This window comes from Maribacter algae (assembly GCF_047345745.1).
GTDB lineage: Bacteria > Bacteroidota > Bacteroidia > Flavobacteriales > Flavobacteriaceae > Maribacter.
Map to the genome: position 1 here is coordinate 938,965 of NZ_JBLFES010000002.1, position 25,072 is coordinate 964,036.

Annotated in this window: 18 protein-coding genes and 1 tRNA gene; 14 read left to right on the forward strand and 5 right to left on the reverse strand. The window is 38.0% G+C overall.

Features of this window, described 5'->3' with window-relative positions; all coding sequences use genetic code 11:
- Positions 1-118: 118 nt before the first annotated feature.
- The 5 genes from ACKWBX_RS11455 to ACKWBX_RS11475 all read left to right on the forward strand — a co-directional run bounded on the left by ACKWBX_RS11455 (position 119) and on the right by ACKWBX_RS11475 (position 5,592).
- Positions 119-574, forward strand: a complete 456-nt coding sequence (locus ACKWBX_RS11455) for a hypothetical protein (RefSeq protein ID WP_413968820.1) — start codon at positions 119-121, stop codon at positions 572-574.
- A gap of 20 nt (positions 575-594) precedes the next feature.
- The gene (locus tag ACKWBX_RS11460; RefSeq protein WP_413968880.1) at positions 595-1,272 is read left to right on the forward strand and encodes an SGNH/GDSL hydrolase family protein; all 678 of its coding nucleotides are present in this window, start codon (positions 595-597) and stop codon (positions 1,270-1,272) included.
- Between the two features lie 11 nt (positions 1,273-1,283).
- On the forward strand, positions 1,284-2,999 hold the full coding sequence (locus ACKWBX_RS11465; protein ID WP_413968821.1) for a phytoene desaturase family protein: 1,716 nt from the start codon (positions 1,284-1,286) through the stop codon (positions 2,997-2,999).
- 167 nt (positions 3,000-3,166) lie between these two features.
- The gene (locus ACKWBX_RS11470) at positions 3,167-3,874 is read left to right on the forward strand and encodes a Bax inhibitor-1/YccA family protein (protein ID WP_413968822.1); all 708 of its coding nucleotides are present in this window, start codon (positions 3,167-3,169) and stop codon (positions 3,872-3,874) included.
- A 161-nt stretch (positions 3,875-4,035) separates the two neighbouring features.
- The gene (locus ACKWBX_RS11475; RefSeq protein WP_413968823.1) at positions 4,036-5,592 is read left to right on the forward strand and encodes a M28 family peptidase; all 1,557 of its coding nucleotides are present in this window, start codon (positions 4,036-4,038) and stop codon (positions 5,590-5,592) included.
- Between the two features lie 63 nt (positions 5,593-5,655).
- Here the strand turns inward: ACKWBX_RS11475 and ACKWBX_RS11480 are convergent.
- Positions 5,656-5,731 (reverse strand) — tRNA-His (locus ACKWBX_RS11480).
- Between the two features lie 152 nt (positions 5,732-5,883).
- Between ACKWBX_RS11480 and ACKWBX_RS11485 the strand changes: the two genes are divergently transcribed.
- Both ACKWBX_RS11485 and ACKWBX_RS11490 read left to right on the forward strand, forming a co-directional pair.
- The gene (locus ACKWBX_RS11485) at positions 5,884-7,923 is read left to right on the forward strand and encodes a tetratricopeptide repeat-containing sensor histidine kinase (protein WP_413968824.1); all 2,040 of its coding nucleotides are present in this window, start codon (positions 5,884-5,886) and stop codon (positions 7,921-7,923) included.
- A 166-nt stretch (positions 7,924-8,089) separates the two neighbouring features.
- On the forward strand, positions 8,090-10,198 hold the full coding sequence (locus ACKWBX_RS11490) for a tetratricopeptide repeat-containing sensor histidine kinase (RefSeq protein ID WP_413968825.1): 2,109 nt from the start codon (positions 8,090-8,092) through the stop codon (positions 10,196-10,198).
- On the opposite strand, the gene bshB1 is transcribed toward ACKWBX_RS11490, so the two are convergent.
- The 4 genes from bshB1 to ACKWBX_RS11510 form a co-directional block, all read right to left on the reverse strand.
- Entirely contained in the window at positions 10,195-10,911 is a 717-nt protein-coding gene (gene bshB1, locus ACKWBX_RS11495) for a bacillithiol biosynthesis deacetylase BshB1 (protein WP_413968826.1), read from the reverse strand. The two genes, ACKWBX_RS11490 and bshB1, sit on opposite strands and share 4 nt — an antisense overlap.
- A 59-nt stretch (positions 10,912-10,970) precedes the next feature.
- The gene (locus ACKWBX_RS11500) at positions 10,971-12,149 is read right to left on the reverse strand and encodes a trans-sulfuration enzyme family protein (protein WP_413968827.1); all 1,179 of its coding nucleotides are present in this window, start codon (positions 12,147-12,149) and stop codon (positions 10,971-10,973) included.
- Positions 12,150-12,188: 39 nt separating this feature from the next.
- Positions 12,189-13,595 carry an MATE family efflux transporter gene (locus ACKWBX_RS11505; RefSeq protein WP_413968828.1) on the reverse strand — a complete coding sequence of 469 codons (1,407 nt, stop codon included), beginning with the start codon at positions 13,593-13,595 and terminating at the stop codon, positions 12,189-12,191.
- Positions 13,596-13,818: 223 nt separating this feature from the next.
- Positions 13,819-17,001, reverse strand: coding sequence for a cytochrome c biogenesis protein (locus ACKWBX_RS11510; RefSeq protein WP_413968829.1), 3,183 nt, complete (start codon positions 16,999-17,001; stop codon positions 13,819-13,821).
- Between the two features lie 138 nt (positions 17,002-17,139).
- Between ACKWBX_RS11510 and ACKWBX_RS11515 the strand changes: the two genes are divergently transcribed.
- From ACKWBX_RS11515 to ACKWBX_RS11545, 7 genes are all read left to right on the forward strand, one after another.
- Complete coding sequence (locus tag ACKWBX_RS11515; protein WP_413968830.1) at positions 17,140-17,895, forward strand: Rossmann-like and DUF2520 domain-containing protein; 756 nt, start codon at positions 17,140-17,142, stop codon at positions 17,893-17,895.
- Positions 17,888-18,415, forward strand: a complete 528-nt coding sequence (locus tag ACKWBX_RS11520) for a KdsC family phosphatase (protein WP_413968831.1) — start codon at positions 17,888-17,890, stop codon at positions 18,413-18,415. Before ACKWBX_RS11515 ends, ACKWBX_RS11520 begins: the two co-directional genes overlap by 8 nt.
- 2 nt (positions 18,416-18,417) lie before the next feature.
- On the forward strand, positions 18,418-19,005 hold the full coding sequence (locus tag ACKWBX_RS11525; RefSeq protein ID WP_413968881.1) for a Maf family nucleotide pyrophosphatase: 588 nt from the start codon (positions 18,418-18,420) through the stop codon (positions 19,003-19,005).
- A 36-nt stretch (positions 19,006-19,041) separates the two neighbouring features.
- The gene (locus tag ACKWBX_RS11530; RefSeq protein WP_413968832.1) at positions 19,042-19,995 is read left to right on the forward strand and encodes a septum formation inhibitor Maf; all 954 of its coding nucleotides are present in this window, start codon (positions 19,042-19,044) and stop codon (positions 19,993-19,995) included.
- Between the two features lie 3 nt (positions 19,996-19,998).
- A complete protein-coding gene (locus ACKWBX_RS11535) occupies positions 19,999-20,562 on the forward strand; it encodes a mechanosensitive ion channel domain-containing protein (RefSeq protein WP_413968833.1) in 564 nt (187 codons plus the stop codon).
- Between the two features lie 77 nt (positions 20,563-20,639).
- A complete protein-coding gene (locus tag ACKWBX_RS11540) occupies positions 20,640-23,168 on the forward strand; it encodes a PIG-L family deacetylase (protein WP_413968834.1) in 2,529 nt (842 codons plus the stop codon).
- Positions 23,169-23,279: 111 nt separating this feature from the next.
- On the forward strand, positions 23,280-25,013 hold the full coding sequence (locus tag ACKWBX_RS11545; protein ID WP_413968835.1) for a sodium:solute symporter family protein: 1,734 nt from the start codon (positions 23,280-23,282) through the stop codon (positions 25,011-25,013).
- Positions 25,014-25,072: the final 59 nt, after the last annotated feature.

The window sequence follows — 25,072 nt, forward strand, 5'->3', positions numbered from 1 at the left end:
TAATGTCAAAGATATTAATATGAATTCAAAATAGAACAAGATATAGATTTCCTTAATTCGCCATTCCACTTGGTGATCTATAACTTTATATAGTATCTTAGAATTTTTAATGCGCATTATGGAAATCAAGACCTATTTGAAATCATTGTCCTTCTTACATTTATCGTTAGTGGCCGGAGTGGCGCTCTTTACTATTTTTGCCGTGTCTAAAGTACAGCGTTTCGACACAGCAAACGGACAAGGAAATGTCCTGCTTTACGCTGTTCCAGTAGTGGCTTTAATCGGTTATTTTGGAAGTCAATTCATATTTAAAAAATTGCTTTCAAGTCTAAAGAACACGGATTCCTTAGAGGACAAGCTTAAAAAATTTCAATCGGCCTCTTTGGTCAAATATGCTTTTATAGAGGCTCCTACATTTTTAGCCCTTTTTATATATTATTCTTCGGGAAATGCGCTTCCCTTGGTCATCGCACTTTGTTTATTGGCATATTTGTATGTGCAAAAACCCAATAAAGAGCGTATTATTAAGAGTCTTCCATTGACTTCCGAAGAAGTGCGAACGTTACAACAATAAAATAGGTATCAATGAAAATTATGAAATATTTTATTTTGGGCATCTTAACCACGCTATTTAATATTAAAGCTACCCATGCGCAGGATTGGGCCGATTTGAAACATTTTCAAGAAGATAATGAGCGGCTTGAAGCTCCAAAAGCGGATGAGGACAGAGTCGTTTTTATGGGAAATTCCATAACGATTGGATGGTTACATGCAAGGCCGGATTTTTTTGAGGGCAAGCCGTACATAAATCGAGGAATCAGTGGGCAAACAACGCCACAGATGTTAATACGGTTCAGACAAGATGTTATTGACCTACGACCCAAAGTGGTGGTCATTTTAGCCGGAACCAATGATATTGCAGGAAATACCGGTCCGTCTACATTGAACATGATAGCGGATAATCTTAAAAGCATGGCGGAAATAGCACAGGCCAATGGTATAAAGGTAGTTCTGTCCTCTATCTTACCAGTGTATGATTATCCTTGGAAACCGGGATTGGAACCAGCTGGTAAAATCATAACGTTAAATGAAATGATCAAAAAATATTCCGAGGCGAAAGGACATGTTTATTTAGACTATTTTTCTGCTATGGTAGACGAACGGAACGGGTTGCCAAAAAAATATGCTTCGGACGAAGTACATCCTACCGTTGAAGGATACATGGTAATGGAGCCTTTGGTAGAAAAGGCCATTGCAAAAGCTTTAGAATAAGGCGATACAGGTTGAAGGAAAACGAAACATATAAATTACTCGTAAATCAAAAATGGGATACGATTATCATTGGTTCAGGTGCCGGAGGGTTGGCAGCGGCCATCTGTTTATCTCGCGCAGGTCAGAAAGTATTGGTGCTAGAACAGCATGATGTTCCCGGTGGATGGTGCCATAGTTTTTATTTGAACGGCCACAGGTTTACACCAGGAGTCCACTATATAGGGCTGTTGGGTGAAAATGAGGCCACAAGTAATTTATATAAGGGATTAGGTATTGCCAATGATCTGGTCTTTTTTAGGATGAATCCAGAAGCGTACGAGCATGTTCATTTGGGAGAACATCGATTTGATTATCCGGATGACCCAGTTAAATTGGAAGCCCGCTTAATCAATAAGTTTCCCAAAGAAAAACGCCGAATCAAAAAATACTTAAAGCTTATTCGCTTGGCAAGCGAGGAATTATATTCGTTACCCTACATCAAAGGTTTTTGGCAAAAGTTGACCCTGCCTTATCGCACAAGGCATTTTGGTAGATATGGCTTATTCAGTTTAAAGAGGGTCATTAATTGGCATATAAAAGACCCGCTCTTAAAAAACATTTTGAATATTCAATGCGGTGACCACGGCGTACAGCCCAAAAAAGCGGCATTTATTCTACACGCTGCCCTAATGTTCCATTATTTTAAAGGAGGATACTACCCCATGGGCGGTGGCGGAGCCTTGATAAAGGCTATGACCAATGCCATTAAAAAGCATGGCGGCGAACTAAAAACTTCCATGGCCGTCAGAAAAATTTTATTGGAAGGTACAGAACATAAAAAGGCCGTCGGCGTGGTATTGCAGAATGGGCAACAACTTTTTGCCAATAACATTATTTCCAATGCAGATGTAGGCATCACTTATAACCAATTGATAGGGAAAGAACATCTTAGTGATAAGCTTCAAAAAAAATTGAACAAAACCATTTATTCCTGTACTTCATTAATGTTATTCCTTACGGTAGATATGGATGTTCGCAAAACAGGGCTGGATTCAGGTAATATTTGGATGATGCCCGATAAGGATGCCGATGAGTACTACGACAATGCAATGAAAAAAGATATTCTCAAAGGAGATGCTTTTGAGGGAATGTTCATTAGTTGTACAACATTAAAAGACCCAGCTAGCTATGATGGAAAACATCACTGCATAGAGGCCATTACCTTTATAGATTACAGTGCTTTTGAGCGATTTGAAAATGAAGCGGAAAAGCGATCTAAGGAATATTTGGAATTCAAGGAAAAGCTGCTTCAAAAGATGATAAGCACCGTTGAAAAAGTATTGCCCAACGTACGCGAACACATCGTACAAAAAGATCTTGGGACTCCCATCACCAATGAATACTACATCAATACAACAAAAGGAAACGTTTATGGCACGGAGAAAAGCCTAAAACATATTGGCCCCTTTGCTTACAAAGCTAAAAGTGAAATCGAAAACCTGTATCTATGTGGTGCCAGCATCCTTTCGCATGGGGTGGCGGGCGCAAGTCATTCAGGCGTGGAAACTGCTTCTTTAATATTGGGGTGTACGGCCGATGAGTTAAAAGAACCTAAACCCGAACAATCATTATTAGTGCTTGAGGCAGAAGCAGAAATAGATTCCTATCCAGAAAATATTAGAAGAAAAATCGAATTGCGCCGAAAGAAAGCCCAAGAAAAATTTGCAACTCCTCTTACCGGAGAATAAAAAATCTCTAGGAACGAAATATCCTCGACGCTTAGCGTCAAGCAATTCTTTTCAATTAAAATAAGTTCATCTTTAGAGCGATTATTTAAGTTATTTGACGGAAAACAACAATTTTATAGAATACCGCTACGTTGCACACCCATAAACAATCTGAAAATTTTAAAATTATGGAAAACCATCAAGCACCCAACCTACAAATGGTCAATGATTTATCTCAAGAAGCAAGAGCAACTTTCTACAAGAAAACATATGCTCATTTAGCCGGAGCGGTTTTATTATTTGTTTTGATCGAAACCTTCTTTTTTCAAATTGATGCTATTGTCAACCTTGCTATTTCCTTAACCGGTGGCATAAGTTGGTTATTGCTTTTAGGGGGATTTATGTTAGTAACCAATTATGCAGAAAAAATGGCCTTGAAGAGCGATAATGTAAACATGCATTATGCCGGATTAATACTTTATGTGATTGCAGAGGCATTCATTTTTATTCCGCTAATCTTTATGGCAATCATGATTTCCGGGGAAGGAGCTTTCAACATCCTCAATCAAGCAGCAGTCCTTACATTATCACTGTTTACTGGACTATCCGCCGTGGTTTTCTTAACCAAAAAAGATTTTTCGTTTTTGAAATCGATATTATCCATAGGATTCGCCATCGCTTTGGGATTGATTATTGCAGGCACCCTTTTTGGGTTTAATCTTGGTCTTTGGTTCAGTGCAGGTATGGTGGTGTTGGCATCAGGTTCTATACTGTATCAAACTTCCAATATGATTCATAAGTACCAATCGCACCAACATGTGGCGGCTTCTTTAGGCCTGTTTGCTTCGTTAATGCTTTTATTCTGGTATATTCTGAGTATCCTTTCAAACGATTAGTGCAATTTGTATTGCATAAAAAGACGCCCAAGTTGTGGGCGTTTTTTTATGTTATTTATTCACTTTGAAAGTCAGTTACAATCCTAAGCGTTGATTTACAATACCTATTTCATAAGAAGCATTCTTTTAGGTACTTTTGAAAATTAACGATGACTAATAAAATGAAAAAAACACTAATTATCCTAACAGGAATTATTTTTAGCTGTAATTCCTCCCAAAAGACGGTTTCGGAAAAAACGGTAAAACCGGAAGCAGACCCAACGGAATTTGCGGCTACCATTACCCAAGAAGAGCTCAAAGAGCATTTATATACCTATGCTTCGGATGAATTTGAAGGGAGGGAAACCGGTGAGCCCGGGCAAAAAAAGGCAGTGGCCTATCTAAAGGCGGAATATGAGAAAATTAATATTCCCGCGGCTCAAACCAATGGGGATTATTTTCAAAAGGTACCCTTGGAAATGAGTAGAATTCCCTCCGGGAGTTTGTCATTGAACGGAAAAGAGTATCCAATTGGAGAACATGTTTTAACCTTTACGGCCGGAAAAAATAGTTTTGAAGAAATAGTATATGTGGGATATGGTATTGAGGAAGAAGGCTATTCTGATTATGAGGGATTGGACCTGACCGGGAAATTAGTTTTAGTGAAATCCGGTGAACCCATGAACGAGGATGGAACTTATAGAATAACAGGGTCTCAGGAAAAATCCATGTGGAGCAACATGTCAGAGTCGATGACCAAAAGAATCCAATTGGCCGGTGAAAAAGGTGCGAAAGGAATTTTATATTTTGATGATGCCAATTTTAGTCGCTTCAAGAGAAGATTTGATTATATGACCACTAATAATAGCGGTAGAATGTCCATTAGAGATGATAAAGCACCAAAATTTTCCAGTCTTTTTATAGATGAGACCTTGGCAACAGCAATTATAAACAATATCAAAGAGGATGACCAACCAAAAATAGTGGATACTAAAATTAGTATTGCCTTTGAAAGCGCTAATCAAAAGGTAGACTCTGAAAATGTGGCGGCCATTTTAAGAGGGTCGGAAAAACCGGATGAATATTTAGTTATTTCTTCACATTTGGACCACATTGGTATTTCTGCCAATGGGGAAATAAATAATGGTGCAGATGATGACGGTTCCGGTTCCGTTGCCCTTTTGGAAATTGCGGAAGCTTTTAAAGAAGCTGCCAAAGCTGGATATACGCCAAAAAGGTCAATTGTGTTCTTGCACGTGACCGGGGAGGAAAAAGGGTTATTGGGCTCCCAGTACTATACCGATTTTGACCCGATTTTTCCGTTGGAAAAGACCGTTGCCAATTTAAATATTGATATGATCGGTCGTATTGATCCAAAGAGGGAAGGCGATAGAAATTATATTTACCTTATTGGTTCCGATAAATTGAGTACGGAACTTCACGAACTGTCCGAAGCGGTAAACACAAAGTATGCAAATATAGAGCTGGACTATACCTATAATGATGAAAATGACCCTAACCGATTTTATTACAGGAGCGACCATTATAACTTTGCAAAAAACAATATTCCGATCATCTTCTATTTTAACGGCACCCATGATGACTACCATAGACCCGGGGACACTCCGGACAAAATAAACTATGATTTACTTGAGAATAGAGCTCGCCTTATATTCCATACGGCTTGGGAAGTTGCCAACAGAAATGAAAAAGTAATTGTAGACAAAGCAAGCAAATAAAATTTAATCTAAAAATTATATAAAAAGGCCCGTCTATATAGACGGGCCTTTTGCTTTAGTGAAGGGTGGAAGACGGGATTCGAACCCGCGACCCTCGGTACCACAAACCGATGCTCTAACCAGCTGAGCTACAACCACCATTTGAAGCGGTGGCAAAGGTAATTTTTTTACTTATTCTGAACAAATATAAACTAACAAATGAGTGATTAATGAAGTACAAATCAAAAATGTTTATATAACTTGTAGATGTTCAGGTTTTTCTCTTCAATATATTTTAACCAACCCAACAAAATGAACATTTTAAAATATCAAATTACACTAATATTATTTCTTGTCACTAATCTCTCTTCAGTAGCTCAAAAAGATAGTATTATTCATCTCAACCAACAAATAACCAATCTTCAGCTTAAAGATGATTTTGCCCAAAATGATACACTTTACATAAACCTATTGAACAAACTAGCTTGGGAAATAAAATTTTACAACCAAGACTCTTTAAAGTTGTTATCCGATAAGGCATTTGAGTTGAGTAAGGCCTTGAATTATAAAAAAGGAATCCTTAATTCCTTGGCTAACCAAAGTTTGTACCATTTATATGTTGGAAACTCGAGGAAAGCTATTGATCTTGGAGAAAGAATTTTGAAAAAGGAATACAAGGATAAATTCCCATACCTGGTAATGCGAGCGCAAAACCAAATAGGACAGGCTTATTTTATTCTCTCCGATTATCCCAATACTTATAAAACATTTTTAAAAGCGATTAAAAAGGGGGAAGAACTAAATGCAACAGAGCAATTATTCATTATGAAATTAAATTTGGGAACCATGTTTTTGCTATTGGAAGATTATGAAGAGGCAGAAAAATTTTATACCCAGATCATGAATAATTCTACATATTTAGAAAAAAAACCAATTAATAAAGGAATGGTTTACAGTAATTTAGGGTTTCTTTATCTAAAAACCCGAGATTTTGAGAAAGCTCAATATTACCTTGAAGAGAGTACTAAAATTTTTGCGGAATTCAAAGTAGCAGAATGGCTTGCATTTGTATACGGAACCAAGGGGGATTTAAATTTGGTAAGGAAAAATGAGGAAGAAGCATTACAATATTATGACAAAGCGGATTCCATTCATCAAAATTTAGAGGACACCAAGGGAAAGGCAGATATTACTTACGGTAAAGGAATGGCATACATGGCCTTAAAAAAAGCTGACAAAGCAAAAAAACTTTTTAACGAAAGTCTACAGCTTTATAAATCCTTCAATTTAAAAACGGGGCTTGAGAAATGTTATCGTAGTCTATATATGTTGGCAAAGAACGAAAACAATACAGAGGAATCGTTGACCTATCTAGAACTTGCGGGAAAATTTTCCGACAGTATCCTGAGGGAAAAAAATAAAGCAAACATTGTAATGCTGAGAACTAAAAATAATTTTGAAAATGAAAAAGAAAAATTAAAAAAGGAAAATTTAAACAATAGCGTAAAGCAAAAAACCTATATCCAATTATCTACTGCAGCGCTACTTATTTCCATTATGATCGCGTTTTTAATTTTTAAGTCGCGTAGTGCACAAAAAAAATTAAATCTAGAGTTAGAGGATAAGACAAAAATTTTGTTGGAAAATCAAGAAAAATTAAATCAGACGAATAAAACACAAGACAAGTTGTTTTCAATTGTTGGGCATGATTTAAGAGGTCCCATCGTTTCCCTTAAGGAATTGGTCAGTTTATGTCTTGAAGAAAAAGAAACGGGAGAAATCTATTTTAAAAAATTTGCCCCCAAGCTAAGTACTAAATTGGACCATATTCATTTCACTTTGGATAATTTACTGAATTGGGGAAGAACACAAATGCAAGGTGCCAGTATATCTTCCGAAGAAGTTGATATAAAAGAAGAAATCGATGCTATTTTTAATTTGTTCAAACCTAACTTAAAGCAAAAGAAACTAAGTTATGCCAATAAGATAGCTGATGGTTTTATCGTATTTGTAGATTTTAACCATTTTAATATCATTTTTAGAAATCTTATCAGTAATGCAATTAAGTTTACTCCGGAAGGGGGGCATATTGATATAGATGCTATAAAAAGGAACAAATATATAGTGATTTCTGTTACGGATACAGGCTTAGGTATGAGTCATGAAACGATAAACAAAGTATTTACAAGATTAGAGCACTACTCCACTTATGGTACAAACATGGAAAAAGGAACTGGTTTGGGATTGTTGCTATGTAAAGAAATGGTTCAAAAAAACAAAGGAACGATTACGGTGGAAAGTGAAAGGGGAAAAGGGACTACTTTTAATATTTCCATACCAAAATTTGGATAATCTAAAATATAAGCAAATTAATTAATATTTGTTGATAGAATTTTTACTTTATCGATGAATTGCATTTATTGATTGATTAAACACACAAATATCACTGTTTGACAACAAAATTTATTTTACGCTCAATTAAGTTAATATCTTGCGAAACATTAGTACTAAAATCATTGTGAAAAGAACAATATATTTTATTTCGTTTCGCACTCCACAAAGAAATATCCTCCTATTGGGATTGCTCTTTTTGTTTGGGTTATTCTCTAATGCCCAAACTCAAAATATAGAGGACGTAAGAAGTAGAATTCTGGAAATAAAAGCCCAAAAGGATTTCAATGAAAAAGATACTACATATATTGAATTGTTGGATAGGCTTTGCTATGAATACAGTTATTATGATACGGATACATTGCTTCATTATACCAAGAAAGGTCTCAATCTAAGTAAACAGGCAAATTATACCTACGGTGTAAGCCGATTCTTATTTAACTATGGACAATATTTTTCCTTTTCGGGAGAATCGGATAAAGCGTTGGAACATTATAAAAAAGCATTAAAGATTGCCAAAGACATCAATTCTTACGAACTGATTGCGAACATTCAAAATGGGATAGGTTTGCAATATAGTATGCGAGGAGAAAAAGCAAAGGCTTTGGACGTTTACCTATCTAGCATAGAAGTAGCGGAAAAATTAGAGGATAAGGTTTTATTATCCGTAATTACTGAAAATATTGCGAGTCTATATGCTGACCAAAATGATTATACAAATGCCCTGTCATGGTATGAACAAGTAGAAAATATCAATCAAAAAATCGGTGACGAAATAATTATTGCGGAAACCAGTTGTAACGTTGCATCTATTTACAACGAAATCAAAGACTACGAAAAAGCTCTTGAAAATATAAATAGAGCCATAAAGACTTTTGAAAAAGAAAAGATATATGACTGGTTGGCGTTCTCATACGGCATTAAAGCCTCAATCTATCTAAAACAAAAAAAATACAAATGGTCCAAACACTGGCTTGAACAAGGTATTTCATTACATGAAAAATTGGACGATGAGAATGGCAAAATGATTCTCCTTCATGGATTATCGGAAGTATATTTAGATGAAGAGGAAAAAGAAATATCAAAGGAATACGCAACGAAAGCTTATGACATAGCCAACAAACTAAAAAATTTAGAAGGTCAAAAAAATTGCGCTGAAATTTTATATAAGATAGAAAAAAGCATAAATAACAGCAAAGCGGCCCTACACTATCATGAGATATTCAAAAAATTATCGGACTCCATTACTGTAGATGACAGTCGAAAAAATCTATCAATGCTGAAAGCAAAGATGGATTATGAAAAACAGAAAGAAGGTTTAATTCTAGAAAATGAAAAGGCACTGGCACAGCAAAGAAATTATATATATGCATTTATAACTATTGCAATATTACTTCTTGGCATTCTATTATACAGAAGAAAAACTATCAGATATCAGAAAAAACTAAATAAAAGGTTATTGTCCAAACAAAGGGATTTAAAGAAAAACCGAAAACATTTACGAAAGGTCATCAAGACAAAAAATACGCTTTTTTCTATTATTGGTCATGACCTCAGAGGCCCCATAGGTGCTTTACAAGGGCTATTGGATATGTTCAAACAAGGTCAAATCGAAGAGAAAGAACTCATTGGGTTTCTTCCTAAAATGAAAAATGATGTGGACAATATTGCCTTTACCCTTAATAATCTTTTGAGTTGGGGGCAGACACAAATGAAAGCGGATGTTAACAAACCCAAAAACGTTAATTTGGGAGCTATATTTGAAAAGAACATTTCATTGTTATCTGAAATAGCGTTGAGAAAAAATATCAAAATTGTAAATAAAGTAAAAAAGAATACCATTGCATGGTCGGATGAAAACCAAATAGATGTTGTCGTTAGGAACTTAATCAGCAACGCTATAAAGTTCACCCCGGAAAATGGAAAAATTGTCGTTGGTGCTGTTGAAAAAACAAAATCCTGGGAAGTTTTTGTCAGAGATAACGGAGTAGGAATGGATTCCGAAACAATGACAAAAATCTTTAATAAGGATAGTAACCATACCACTTACGGAACAAATGACGAAAAAGGGACCGGATTAGGACTTTCCCTATGTAAGGAAATGGTAGAGACAAACAAAGGTATTATTTGGGCAGATAGTGCCCTTGATAAAGGTTCAAGCTTCTATTTTACGGTTCCTAAGGTAAAAAATAAAACAGGTGCCGATGTTGAGGAAAAGCTAAAACAATCCGCTTAAATAAGCATATCCAGATTATCTACCGCTATCATCCTCTCTACGGTAAAACCTTCTGCATAATCTTTTCCGATTAACCTTCCAAGATCTCTTGCTCGGTAATTTACACTATCCAAAAATGTCTTGCTACTTATAGGGGTTTCCGGTTCATCACTATTAGGGTCATGAAACTGGGAAGAATAGGCCAGGATAGCCTCTGTTTTCTTTTCGATAAAACTACTGATGTCCATCACGAAATCAGGTACAAGGTTCTTCCACTGAATAAAATGATACACTAATTTTGGTCGCCATGGTTCCTGATTTTCATTTTCTATTTCGGTCTCAATTTTGACCAAACCACTTAAAAAACAGGCATCACTAACTAATTTACTTCCTTTTGCATGGTCAATATGTCTATCATCGATTGCATTGCAAAGCACAATTTCCGGGCGATATTTCCGAATTATTTTGATAATTTCCAATTGATGCTTCTCGTCATTCATAAAAAAACCGTCCCGAAATCCTAAATTCTCCCGAACGGAAACTCCCAAAATCTTCGCCGCCGCCGCCGCTTCTTTATCCCGTATCTCAGCGGACCCGCGTGTACCGAGTTCTCCACGGGTCAAATCTATAATACCTACACGTTTACCGCTATCAACTTCTTTGGCTATAGTACCGCCTGCACCTAGCTCTGCATCATCTGGATGTGCACCAAAAACTAATATATCTAACTTCATAAATGGGTTTCGGATTGGTTTACCTCAGTCGCTAAAAAATAATAGCACTTACAGGATTGTTATTTATCCGATGCGATAGCGGTTTCCAATTTGGCTTTTTTTATTGCTTGTCCGATATCTGCCATCAAATCTTCCGGTTCTTCGATACCTACCGAAAAACGTATCAATCCATCAGATATGCCCTGGGCTGCCCTAACTTCTGGACTCATAAGTGCGTGTGATGTTTGTGTTGGTGACAATACGGTACTTTCCACACCGGCCAGACTCATAGATGATTTTATCAATTTTAAAGACTTCTGAAAAACGGAAGCATCTACATATGGCCTTAATTCAAATGAAAGCATACCCCCAAAACCTTTCATTTGTCTTTTTGCCACATCGTGACCGGTATGTGTTGGCAAACCAGGATAATAAACAGCATCGATATCATCTAAATCATTTAGAAAATTGGCCATTTTTAAGGCGTTTTCATTCTGCGCCCTTACACGCAAGCCCATAGTTTTAATGCTGCGCTCCAAAAGCCATACTGTATAATCGCTAAGACTGCCGCCAAAATTCTTGGCCAATTGAAATATGCGATTTATATTTTCTGAACTCGAGGCAACTGCTCCCGCACAAATGTCGGAATGCCCTCCCATATACTTGGTAGCACTATGAATGACAATATCAATTCCAAAATCAACGGGATTTTGGTTCACCGGACTGGCAAAGGTATTGTCGATCATGGAAATGATACCCTTATTTTTTGCCAGTGATGCCACTGCCGCTAAATCCGTAATGGTCAATAACGGATTGGATGGTGTTTCTAAATAAATCACTTTTGTGTTCCCCTTGATTTCTTCTTGAAAGTCCTTCGCTTCCCAACCTTTTGTAAAAGAAAATTCAATACCATACTTTGAAAATTCTTCGGTGACCAAATTATAGGTGCCTCCATAAAGCGTTTGCTGTAAGACCACGTGGTCCCCTGCTTTCAAAAAAGCCATGAGTGCAGTACTCACAGCTGCCATGCCGCTACCGAAAATCAATGCGGACTCCGTATGCTCCAAAGCCGCTATTTTTTTGCAAAGCCCTTCTTGGTTGGGCGTATTAAAGTACCGGGGGTACCGCTTAACGTCCACATCATCAAAAGCATAGGAACTGCTCATATATAAAGGAGATATGGCACCCTTATATTGTTTGTCCTCTAACTCCCCAACGTGCGTACAAATGGTATTTAATCCTTTATTTTTCTCTTCCATTTAATGAAATATTTTCTCTTTAAAAGTACGAATTTCGATTTACACCTGAAACGATTTCCACTTTCCCCTTTTGAAGAGAAAAATTGAAATGACGGCCAATAGGACTTCGGCAAGTGTTATCGCCATAAATACGCCAATGGCTCCCAAATTAAAATAAAAAGCCGCTAAATAGGCAAACGGCAACTGAAAGGCCCAAAAAGCGATTAAGTTGATTCGTGTTGGAGTACCAGTGTCCCCTGCACCATTAAAAGCTTGCGTAACGACCATGCCATAGGCATAAAAAATATAGCCCGCAGCAATAATCTGTAAACAAAGTCCCCCATTTTCTATAACGGCGGGAGTATCGTTAAACCAACCGACAATATCTTTTGCAAAGAGCAAATAGACTATAGATACCAATCCCATAAAATAGGCATTATACTTTCCTGTTTTCCAAACGGACGTTTCGGCCCTCTCAAGTTTCTTGGCACCTAAATTCTGCCCTACTAAAGTGGCAGCAGCATTACTCATGCCCCAAGAAGGCATTAACGTGAAGAGCATCACTCTGATGGCAATGGTATATCCTGCCAAAACCTCACTGCCAAATTCGGACATCATTCGCATTAAAAACACCCAGCTAGAGGTGCCGATTAGAAATTGCGCTATGCCACCCAACGAAACCCGGATAAGGTTTATCATCACTTTAATGTTCAATACCAAGTCTTTTAAAGCGAGTCTTATTCTACTCCAACCGAAGAATAAAATCCCGATTTGAAATAAAACTGCGCTTCCCCTACCAATATTAGTGGCTATGGCAGCTCCCATGACTCCATATTCCGGTATGGGACCCCAACCAAAGATAAAAAGTGGGTCAAGGATTATATTTAGTCCATTGGAGAGCACCAAAGTCCACATCGCAATGGAGGCATCCCCGGCTCCCCTGAAAATAGCATTGATCAAAAACAAAAGCATGATGGTAATATTACCTCCCATTAAAAGTTTGGTATACCCATATCCTTCTGCAATCAAGTCCGGTTCGGCTCCCATAAGCGAAAGAATATCCTTCGCGTAAACAAACCCGAACACGCCTACGAGCAATGAAATTAAAATTCCTAGCGCAATGGCCTGCACGGCAGCCTCTTTAGCTCCAGAAATATCCTTTTCCCCCACCCTACGCGCTACGATTGCCGTGGCAGCCATACTCAATCCAATGGCCAGTGCATAAATAAGGGTGACAACAGATTCCGTAAGTCCTATCGTAGCAACCGCATTTACGCTTACTTGTGATACATAGGCAATATCTACAAGAGCGAAGATAGACTCCATCAGCATCTCCAGAATCATTGGGACCGAAAGCATGAAAATTGCTTTACGAATACTCCCCGAAGTAAATTCCGATTCTTTTCCTGTAACGGCTATCCAGAAATAGCCCAAATACTTTTGTATTGATTGTATATATGATCTCATTAAATAAAAATTATGTGAATAAAAAAGAGAATGTCTTTAGAACCGAAGAAGTAAAAAACGGTTACAAAAATCGCTCGGTGGCAATCAAGACATTTATTCCAAACATAATTTTAGAGCTTCATAATGGAACAAATATGCAAAAAAAATTTATATCTGAAACAAATATTACAGAAAACATGATTTTAAAGGTAAAATGCGTTGTAAGACAATAGCTAGAACAAGCTTATTTAGAATAATTGACTTTATAACGCCAATAACTCAAAGCACCCAAAGCAAATACTCCAACTATAGTATAATAAATAAATGTTGGCGTAACTACTTGCGCACCACTGGCATAACTATGCAGTCCTACCAAATAGAAATTTACACCTTGGTAAGTCATCATGATACTACCATAGGCAACAACGCTCAAAAAATTAAAGGTCCACTTTCCGCGAAGTCCCGGCACCAAACGCGTGTGTATTACAAAAGCATAAACCATAATGGAAATTAAGGCCCAAGTTTCTTTTGGGTCCCAACCCCAGTAACGTCCCCAACTCTCGTTGGCCCACTGGCCGCCGAGAAAGTTTCCAATGGTCAACATAATCAATCCTACAGTCAGCACAATCTCATTGATAATGGTGAGTTCCTTTAGATTGATTTCCATGCGTGCTTTATTGTTTTTAGTGGTCAATAACATTAGTAACAAACAGACTACACCTAAAATCATCCCTACAGTTAAGGGGCCGTAACTCCCAACAATAACGGAGGTATGTATCATGAGCCAATAACTATCCAAAACAGGGACCAGATTACCAATAGCGGGATCTACCCAATTTTGATGTGCAAAGAAAAGCAGCATGGAACAAACAAAAGCGGCAGCTGACAAGGTCATCATGCTTTTCCTCACGAAAGACATACCCATACCCATAGTTGCCCAAGCTACGAACAATATGCTCTCGTAAGCATCACTCCACGGCGCATGCCCAGAAATATACCAACGTAATATCAGTCCTGCGGTGTGCCATAAAAACAGGAGTACAATAACTCCTTTACAAAGGTAAATTATTGCCCTCCATATTTCTCGGTCCTTTAGTATCTGTAGGACCAATACAAAAAACATGAGTACACCAACCATTGCATAATATTTATACAATCGATTAAAAATATCCAGCTTGTTGTAGATAACTTCCGCATTTATCTTTTCTTCCGATGGAAGCACTTCACTCCCGTGATTTTTCTGATTCTGTTTGAAGGCCGCCAATAATTTATCCGCTTGAGTATAATCTCCACTTTTTTGCGCTTTGCCCAAAGTCATTAAATAATAGGGCATCGCATTTTTAATAAAGTTTGCATAAAGTGAATCAGCAACCTGATATTGTCCTCCACGATATTCAACGGCAGAAATCCATTTGTTATTCTCATCATTCAACAGGGGAAATATCTTTACAATATCCTGACCCAACGCCTGGTTCAAAAGACTTAAGCGTACATTCAAATCCTTCAGATCACGTTGAAACTTATTAGGGATATTAGTAGCCGTGGCTTCTCGTAGAAAAGGCTCTAGTTTATACTGTCCTTTCTCATTGAAAAAATCGGTTGCCTTTATAAATTCTTGTTCCTTTGGAACCCCAATAACGTTTCGGATACTATCATTTTGCCCTTTTTTATCCAACGCAATGAATTCCGCATTATACCAAGCGGCAGGATTCATCATCATGGATAGAAAAACTTGGTCGGAACTATAATCCAAATACGTATTCTTTAAGCTCAGTTTTCGCAGTAATTCCGAAGAAAAGGTATTGATAGGTTTCATTCTACCGCCAGGGTCTTGTATGACGAGTTTTCCAAAGGCCTCCGCATGTTCCTTGGCCACGATAGATGTTTTAATGAGGGAATCTACCTGTGCAGCACTTGGTGCGATACTGTGGTCATGACCATCATCAATAGAATGTTCTTGCGAAATGGCAGGAAAAGTAAAACCAATCAATAGAACAATGGTAGTCAATATCTTCTTTTTCTTCTCCTTTAATTTTCCAAGGGATTGCGCCAAATCCTTAAAACGGGTCTTCCCAAAAAACATGATCCCCAACAATCCTATGTACAATAGAAAATAACCAATATAGGTAATCCATGTTCCCCATAAGTCATGGTTTACGGACAATGTGGTTCCTTTTTCATCAGGGTCAAAACCAGATTGAAAAAAGCGATAGCCTTCATGGTCCAATACATGGTTCATAAAAATATCATAATCAAAAGGGCGTTCATCTTTTACGGTGACCTTGCTCATAAAAGAAGCATAGCTGTTTTCCGTTCCCGGATGCTTTTCAGCTATAAAATCGTTCAATTGTATGGAGAAGGGAAGTTCATATACTTTAGATCCGTACCGTAAAGAAAAGTCCAGACCACCAACTCTTACTTTGTCAGTATAGTTGGTGCCTCCTTTTCCTCCTAAAATTTGAACATTTTTGGTTTCTCCGTTGGAAGTAATGGCCACTTCCAGAGCATCTAAATCTACTTCGGTCTTTTCTTTCTCGGGTATTTCAACAATGCCGTATGTTCCTTGAACCAATGGCTCGGGAATTACAAACTGCATATTGGCCATATTGTACAGGGAGCGTAACTGTAATTGTTGTAAACTGTCCTTGACCACAGTTCCTTGAAACTGATCTGCCATACGCATAAAATTCCCATTGAAAGGAGTTTCTATTTGATAGCTACTATCTGTGGCATAAATATTTATGGCACCCTCCGTTTTTTTGTTCACGGCGAACAATACGTTATGAATACTTGCTACTTTTCCATTTTCTAAAAAATGCTCGTGACGTTGACCATCGCCGGCCTCCACTATCTTGAGATACGTATTTCCTTCTTTTCCTGGAATCAACCCTTTTTTGGCACCGGCTATAAAATCAACATATTCAATCTTAAATTCTTGATCATTAAAATCGGATTTCCAAGGCAGATTGGATTTAATGGCTTCCGTAGTAACGATTAAATCATCTTCCAAAATTTTTCGTCTGGGCTCGCCATTAATTTCACCGTCTACGTTGGCCGTGAGGAAGGTTTTATCGGAATAGAATATCTTCTCTGTCCGGCCCTCGCGTATGGGCATCATTCCCTCGTAACTAATGTAACGAGTGACAAAAGCACCTATAATAATAAGAATCCAAGAAAGGTGTAATGTTAAAACGGGCCATTTTTCCCAACGTAATAATCTGTACCTAAATATGTTTCCTGCAAAATTAATGACAAAGAAAACCATGATAACTTCAAACCACGTAGCATTGTAGATCCATATACGGGCAGTTTCCGTGCTATACCAACTTTCGACAAAAGTTCCGAAAGCCATTGCGGTAGCGAAAACAATAAAAAGTACGGCCATTAAACGGGTAGAGAAGAAAATTTTCTTGAGCAATTCTGTCATGAAAAATAACATTGATTTTCAACAGGCAAAAGTACGGACTATTTCTCTTTCGCAATGATTATAAGCCCTTTAAAAACTTAAACAGAATTGTTAATTTTAACACAAATAGCTACTCACTTTTCTTTGTATTTTTGGTTCATGATTTCAGTTGTTCTTGTGGGTACAGGAAATGTTTCCAAATTACTGTTCAATGCTTTTTTGACGACCAAAGAAGTTAATGTCAAACAGGTTATTGGGAGGTCCGAAAAAAAACTTAACTACTTTAAAAAATCCGCCCATACCAGTACAAATTTTAAAAAGCTCTTTAAAGCTGAAATATATATCATCGCCGTAAAGGACGATGCTATTATTGAAGTGTCCGAAAAAATGAGCTCCGTAGATGGCCTTGTGGTGCACACTTCTGGCGCAATTCCCATGGAAGCCTTGAAAGTCAATGCCCATACCGGTGTTCTTTATCCCCTACAAACATTTACTTCGGGCAAAAAAGTGGATTTTAAGGAAATCCCGATATGCATTGAAACTTCGGAGAAAGATGATTTGGCCCTATTGAAAAGGCTGGCCAATTCACTAAGCGATAAAGTTGAAGTAATCGATTCCGAAAAAAGAAAGATACTTCATATAGCTGCAGTTTTCTCCAATAATTTTACCAATTACCTATTCACGGCGGCAAAAGAAATTTGTGACGACAATGAATTGGATTTCAATCTGTTAAAACCTCTGATTTTAGAAACGGCTTCTAAAATATCCGATATGACTCCGCGACAAGCCCAAACAGGCCCTGCAGTACGAAATGACCAAAAAACGATGCGCGAACACTTAAGTTTATTGGAAAACGAAAAACACAGAGAAATATATATACTTTTGAGCAATGCGATAAAAGATACCTATGGATAAAAGTTACAAGGAGTTTTTACAACAAATCACTACATTCATTTTTGATGTTGATGGCGTATTTACAGATGGTTCGCTATTGGTCACCACGGATGGGGAAATGCTAAGAAAAATGAGTGTTAAAGATGGTTATGCCCTAAAAGTGGCATTGAGCCAAGGATATAATGTCTGTATCATCACCGGAGGAACCAACGAAGGGGTTAGAACGCGTTTAAAAGGACTGGGGGTGAAGGATATTTATATGGGAGCACATCATAAAATTGATGTATTGAACAAGTACTTGGATAAAAATGGGATCAAATACGAAGAGGTATTATATATGGGAGATGACATCCCGGATATTCCACCAATGGAACGGGTACAATTGGCTACTTGTCCCCAAAATGCCGTCCCAGAGGTAAAAGCGGTAAGTATCTATATTTCGCATATAAAAGGTGGGGATGGCTGTGTCAGGGATGTAATCGAACAAGTGTTGAAAGTAAGAGGGGATTGGATGAGTCATTTTAGTGCCGCAAACGATTAATGATACTACAGGAAAAACTAAAAAACTATAAACTTATTCTTGCTTCCGCCTCTCCAAGAAGGCAGCAATTCCTCAGGGAAATGGGGCTGGATTTTGAAGTTCGGTTAAAAGAGGTGGAAGAAATGTATCCTCTACATCTAGAAGCTTCCGATATTTCGGACTATTTGGCAAAATTAAAGGCATCCGTTCAGAAAGATGATTTGAAATCCCATGAAATACTCATTACTTCGGATACCGTAGTCTGGCACAACGGCGAATCCCTGGCCAAACCCAAAGATGCCCAAGAGGCTCAAGAAATGCTTGAAAAACTGTCCAATGATTGGCATGAGGTGATTACTTCCGTATGCTTTACGACCCCGAAAACTCAATTGATCAAAAACCATTCAACACAAGTCAAATTCAAAGAATTGTCCATAGCGGAGATTATGTATTATATAGAGAACTATCAACCTTATGACAAGGCAGGGGCTTATGGCATTCAAGAATGGATAGGGCTTATAGGAATCAAGGAATTGAAAGGTACTTACACCAATGTTGTGGGGTTGCCTACGCAATTGGTTTATGAAACGTTAATGCACATGGTATCTTAGCGTATTTTAGGTAATTTTGCTAAAAATAGATGAGTCATGTTTAAAAAGTGGTTGAAATTAGAACTTACTGTCGTTGTTTTTGCTGCATTGTGCAGTTTCAATCAATCCTGTAAGGAAGCGGAGGTAGCAAAATCGAACGATATCGCCATGGCCTCCGAAGACGAAGACATCAAAACGCCCAAAAAACATTTATCCCAAGAGTTCAAGGATTATTGGTATGCCGGAAAAGCGGAGATTACATCCTATACCTTGGAACAGGCCAGATATGGTGAGATACGGGAAGGCAATGCCGTCCTGATTTATGTAACCGAACCTTTTTTACCCGGAAAGCAAGTAAAGGCAGACCGTAGCAACCCTAAAAACATTCCTGTTCTAAAATTGAACGCCACAAAAAAGTACTTGACCGGTATTTATCCCTACTCCATTATGAGCAGCAGTTTTTATCCGGTTCATGATAATGAACATGCCATAAAGGTTTCGTTCTCCGCACAGGAATGGTGCGGTCATGTATATGCGCAACTTAACAATAAGAACGATTTTCAAATACAGTCCCGCTCTTATTTTGAAAGCGAGGCCGATGAAGATTTCAGTATTAAAAAAGCTGTTTTGGAAAATGAAATATGGAATAAAATTCGAATCGACCCAAATAATCTACCTGTTGGAGCTATTGAAATAGTGCCTTCTCTGGAATATGCACGACTATCACACAAAAAGTTAGCACCTTATTCCGCCAAAGCAGCACTTACCGATAATGGCAATATGAGCACCTATGAAATTTCATACCCAGAATTAAATCGCACGCTCAAGATTAATTTCACCAAAAAGTTTCCACACACCATAGAAAGTTGGGAAGAGACCTATAAAGACGGTTTTGGGCCAAATGCCAAAGTTTTGACTTCTAAAGGAACCAAAAATAAATCCATTAAAACTGCGTATTGGGGGCAAAATTCAAATAGCGACCTCTATTTACGCGATAGTTTGGGCCTGTAACCTATGAAAACTTTTTTTATCGATCATCAAAATGAACTACTGACCAGTTCGGTAGTCATTATTCTTGTCATTATCCTCAAATTAATACTTACCAAAACTGTTCGGAAGGTTGGTAAATTAGGTGATTTTAATCCGGTACGCACCAATCTTATTGTAAAATATATCTCGATAGCCCTTACCATTATAACCATAGCGACTTTCACCTTGATTTGGGGCGTAAATTATAAAGATTTGGGAGTTTTGGTGTCTTCGGTATTTGCCGTTATTGGAGTTGCCTTGTTTGCGCAGTGGTCTATTTTGAGCAATATTACCGCTGGTGTTATCATATTCTTTTCCTTTCCGTTTAAAATAGGAAATACGATACGTATTTTGGATAAGGAACTAGCGGATACCGATGCCGTGGAAAAAGAGGTTTTTGTAATAGAGGATATTCGTGCTTTTCATTTGCATTTGAGGAAAAAGAACGGGGAGATCCTTACCTATCCGAACAACATGATCCTACAAAAAGGCGTTACTCTTATTTCTACGTATAACGGACAATTGGTCGCGGATATAGATGAAAATTAGGGTGTTAAAGAAGTTGTAAAAAAATCCCATAGGTATATTATCTTCCTATCTTTGACCAAAGACTAAAACAACCGAATATGCGCCATTTGCTGGTACTTTGCCTCACCTTCTTTTTTATTTCCAATACTACTGAAGCTCAAACTCCCAAAAACAATACTCCCTCGGATATTTATCACTCCGTTCAAAAACTTAATTTTTTGGGAACGGCATTGTTCGTTGCCGCCCACCCAGATGATGAAAATACGAGACTTATCTCCTATCTGTCCAATGACGTAAAAGCCAGAACTGGTTATTTATCGTTAACAAGAGGTGATGGCGGGCAAAACCTTATTGGTCCAGAACTCAGGGAACTATTGGGTGTATTGCGTACTCAAGAACTTCTGGCGGCAAGAAGAGTGGATGGCGGCGAACAGTTTTTCACAAGGGCCAACGATTTTGGATATTCCAAACATCCCAAAGAAACCCTGAAAATTTGGGACAAGGAAACTATTTTGGGCGATGTTGTGAGAACTATTAGAACTTTTAAGCCAGATATTATCATCAATAGGTTTGACCATAGAAGTCCGGGAACGACCCATGGGCACCATACTTCATCTGCCATGTTGAGTGTTGAGGCATTTGATTTGGTCAATGACCCAATGGCCTACCCTGAGCAATTGACAATGACGGAAACTTGGAAACCAAAACGTTTGTTCTTTAACACCTCATGGTGGTTTTATGGGAGTAGGGAAAAATTTGAAAAAGCGGATAAATCTAAAATGCTTTCTGTGGATGTGGGGGTCTATTACCCTACTTTGGGTATGTCCAACAACGAGATTGCCTCTTTGGCGAGCAGCCAGCACCTCTGTCAAGGTTTTGGTAGATTGAGCACACGGGGAACACAACCGGATTATTTGGAACTTTTAGAGGGAGATTTACCAAAGGACATGACAGATCCCTTTGAAGGAATCAATACCACATGGTCTAGAATTGAAGGAGGCGAAGCCATAGGTGCCATTTTGGAAGACGTAGAAAAGAATTTTGACTTTACGAACCCAAGCAAACATGTTCCTGCTCTGGTCAAAGCATATCAATTATTGCAAAAAATAGATGATGCACATTGGAAAGGCTTAAAATCGAAAGAATTAGAAGACATTATCTTGGCAGCCTCGGGATTATTTTTAGAAGGCACTACACAATCGGCCTATGCAAATCCCGGAGAAACTACCCAAGTAAATATTGAGGCACTTAACAGAAGTAACGTTTCCATTACTTTGGAATCGATTAAGATAAATGACAAATCGGTCTACAGCGAGGCTATTGGATTAGGTGCCAATGAAAAAATCACAAAAGAGATTTCCTTCAATATTCCGGAAAACACTTCTTTCACAAGTCCTTATTGGTTAATGGAAAAAGGAACTTTGGGCACTTATACCGTCACCAACAAGGAATGGATAGGAAAGCCGGAAACACCACGTGCCTTTGATTTAACCTTCAACTTAACTGTTGATGATGTTCCCATTTTTATCTCCAAGCCTTTAGTGTACAAATATGCCAAACCGGATAAGGGGGAATTATATCAACCTTTTGAAATAGTTCCGGAAGTTACAGCTAGTTTTCAGGATAAGGTGCTAATCTTTTCGGACGGATCCTCTAAGAATATTCCCGTAACCATAAAAGCACATGCTGACAATGTATCGGGCACAGTACAATTTTGTTATGATAAAGCTTGGACAGTAGACGCGGAAACAAAACCTTTTTCTATAGCGAAAAAGGGTGACGAACAGACGGTATATTTTAAGTTATCGCCACCGGATACGGAAAGTGAAAGCTATATTTCCCCTTTGGTAAAAGTCAACGGAAAAGAGATTGACAGAGAATTGGTTACCATAGCCTATGACCATATTCCTACACAAACCATATTACTTCCTGCGGAAACTAAAGTAGTCCGTTTGAATATTCAAAAAGCCGGTGAGCATATCGGCTATATTATGGGGGCGGGAGATGATGTTCCTACCAGTTTGGAACAAATTGGCTACACGGTACATTTGATAGACCCATCCGAGATTACTGAGGGTACTTTGGACAATTATGACGCCGTAGTATTAGGCATAAGGGCCTATAATGTTGTAAAAGACCTTAGCTTTAAGCAAAAGTATATATTAGATTATGTGAAAAAGGGCGGTACAGTAATCACGCAATACAACACCGCGGGCAGATGGGCGGCACAGTTTGAGAATATTGCACCTTATTCCTTGGAAATCAGCAGGGATAGGGTAACCGATGAAAATTCGGATGTGAAAATAATCGCAAAAGAAAATTCACTTGTTAATTTCCCGAACAAAATAACGGAAACCGATTTTAATGGATGGGTTCAGGAAAGGGGATTATACTTTCCAAAAAAGTGGGACAAATCATTTACACCTATTCTGGAGATGAAAGATGATGGTGAAAATGCAAAAAAAGGTAGTCTGTTAATTGCCCCTTACGGTAAAGGCAATTATATTTATACGGGACTAAGCTTTTTTAGGGAATTGCCTGCAGGAGTTCCGGGAGCATATAAATTATTCTCTAATATGTTATCCGTAGGCAAGGAGTTGGAAATGCAAGACGAAATAAAAGGATGAGTCAAGAGAAAGATGATAGTAAACTTTGGAAAAAGGAATATACCCTTGTTCTGTTACTTAATCTGATATATATCTTGATATTCTCATATTTAATGACCTCATTCGCTTAATATGGGAGTACTTGACTGGACAATTCTTTGTAGCACACTTCTTTTTATCGTTGCTTACGGAGTTTGGAAAACGCGTGGCAGCAAAAATGTAAATGATTACGTAAAGGGCGGTAGCCAAGCACAATGGTGGACCATAGGTCTTTCCGTAATGGCCACGCAGGCAAGTGCCATCACTTTTTTATCCACTCCTGGTCAGGCATTTCATGACGGGATGGGTTTCGTACAGTTTTATTTTGGACTGCCCCTGGCCATGATCATTATCTGTCTGGTGTTCATTCCCCTATATCATAGAATGAAGGTGTATACCGCCTATGAATTTCTAGAAGGTAGGTTTGATTTAAAGACACGTTCACTAGCTGCTATTCTTTTTTTGATACAACGGGGACTTGCCGCGGGTATTACCATTTTTGCCCCTTCTATTATTCTCTCGGCAGTTTTGGGTTGGGATTTGCGTACTTTGAATATAATTCTTGGAACACTGGTCATCATTTACACCGTTTCCGGCGGTACAAAAGCTGTAAGTGTTACCCAAAAACAGCAGATGTTCATTATCATGACTGGAATGTTCATCACTTTTTTCTTTATTCTTGGGTATTTACCATCGGATATTACTTTTAGTAAAGCCTTAAAAATTGCTGGTGCCAGTGACAAATTGAACATTTTGGATTTCAGTTTTAATACCTCCAGCAGATATACTTTTTGGAGTGGCATGACCGGCGGACTGTTTTTAGCTCTCGCCTATTTTGGAACGGATCAAAGCCAAGTACAGCGTTATTTATCAGGTAAATCTATACGTGAGAGCCAATTGGGTCTTGTATTTAATGGTATGCTCAAAATACCTATGCAATTTTTCATTCTCTTGGTCGGGGTCATGGTTTTTGTTTTTTATCAATATAATCCGTCGCCCTTAAATTTTAATCCTTCGGCGACAAATACCGTGATGAACTCTGAATATGCTGAAGATTATACCCTATTGCAAGAAGGGCAGATTGAATTGGAAGCCGAAAAAAGAATTGCCCAGAACGATTTTTCCGCAGCGCTTGAAATAAAAGAATATGCTGCCGTTGCGGAAGCAAAAAATAAAATCATACGTATCAACGAAAAGGATAGGGTGAATCGCGAGGCCGCAAAAGCATTGATCGAACAAGCGGATGCATCCGTGGAGACCAATGACAAGGATTATGTTTTCATCCATTTTATCCTGAATAACTTACCAAAGGGACTTGTTGGGCTTCTGTTGGCCGTGATTTTATCTGCGGCAATGTCCTCCACGGCTTCCGAACTGAATGCTTTGGGTACCATAACCGCTTTGGATTTGTACAAGCGAAGCAAAAAAGGTAAAATGACCGAAAAGCATTATGTAATGGCTTCCAAGGGCTTTACCCTTATTTGGGGTATTATTGCCATTCTCATTGCATGTATCGCCAATCTTTTTGATAATTTGATTCAGTTGGTCAACATTATAGGAAGTATATTCTACGGTAATGTACTCGGGATATTTCTTTTGGCTTTTTTCTTCAAATTTGTAAAAGGAAATGCCGTTTTCTTTGCCGCTGTCCTCACCCAGATCATTGTCTGCATCATATATTATTATTTGATTCACATTTATCCTTCAGGCGAAGAAAAATTGGGTTATTTATGGTTGAATTTCATTGGCGCGGCATTAGTTATCGTCATTGCATTTATTTTTGAATTGTTTGATAAAATGCTAAGCCGTCCCCTAACTTCCAACTAATAACATGTTTTTTGTGAAAGGTGAAGCACAATTTTCAGCTTTGATTATATTGCGGTTCC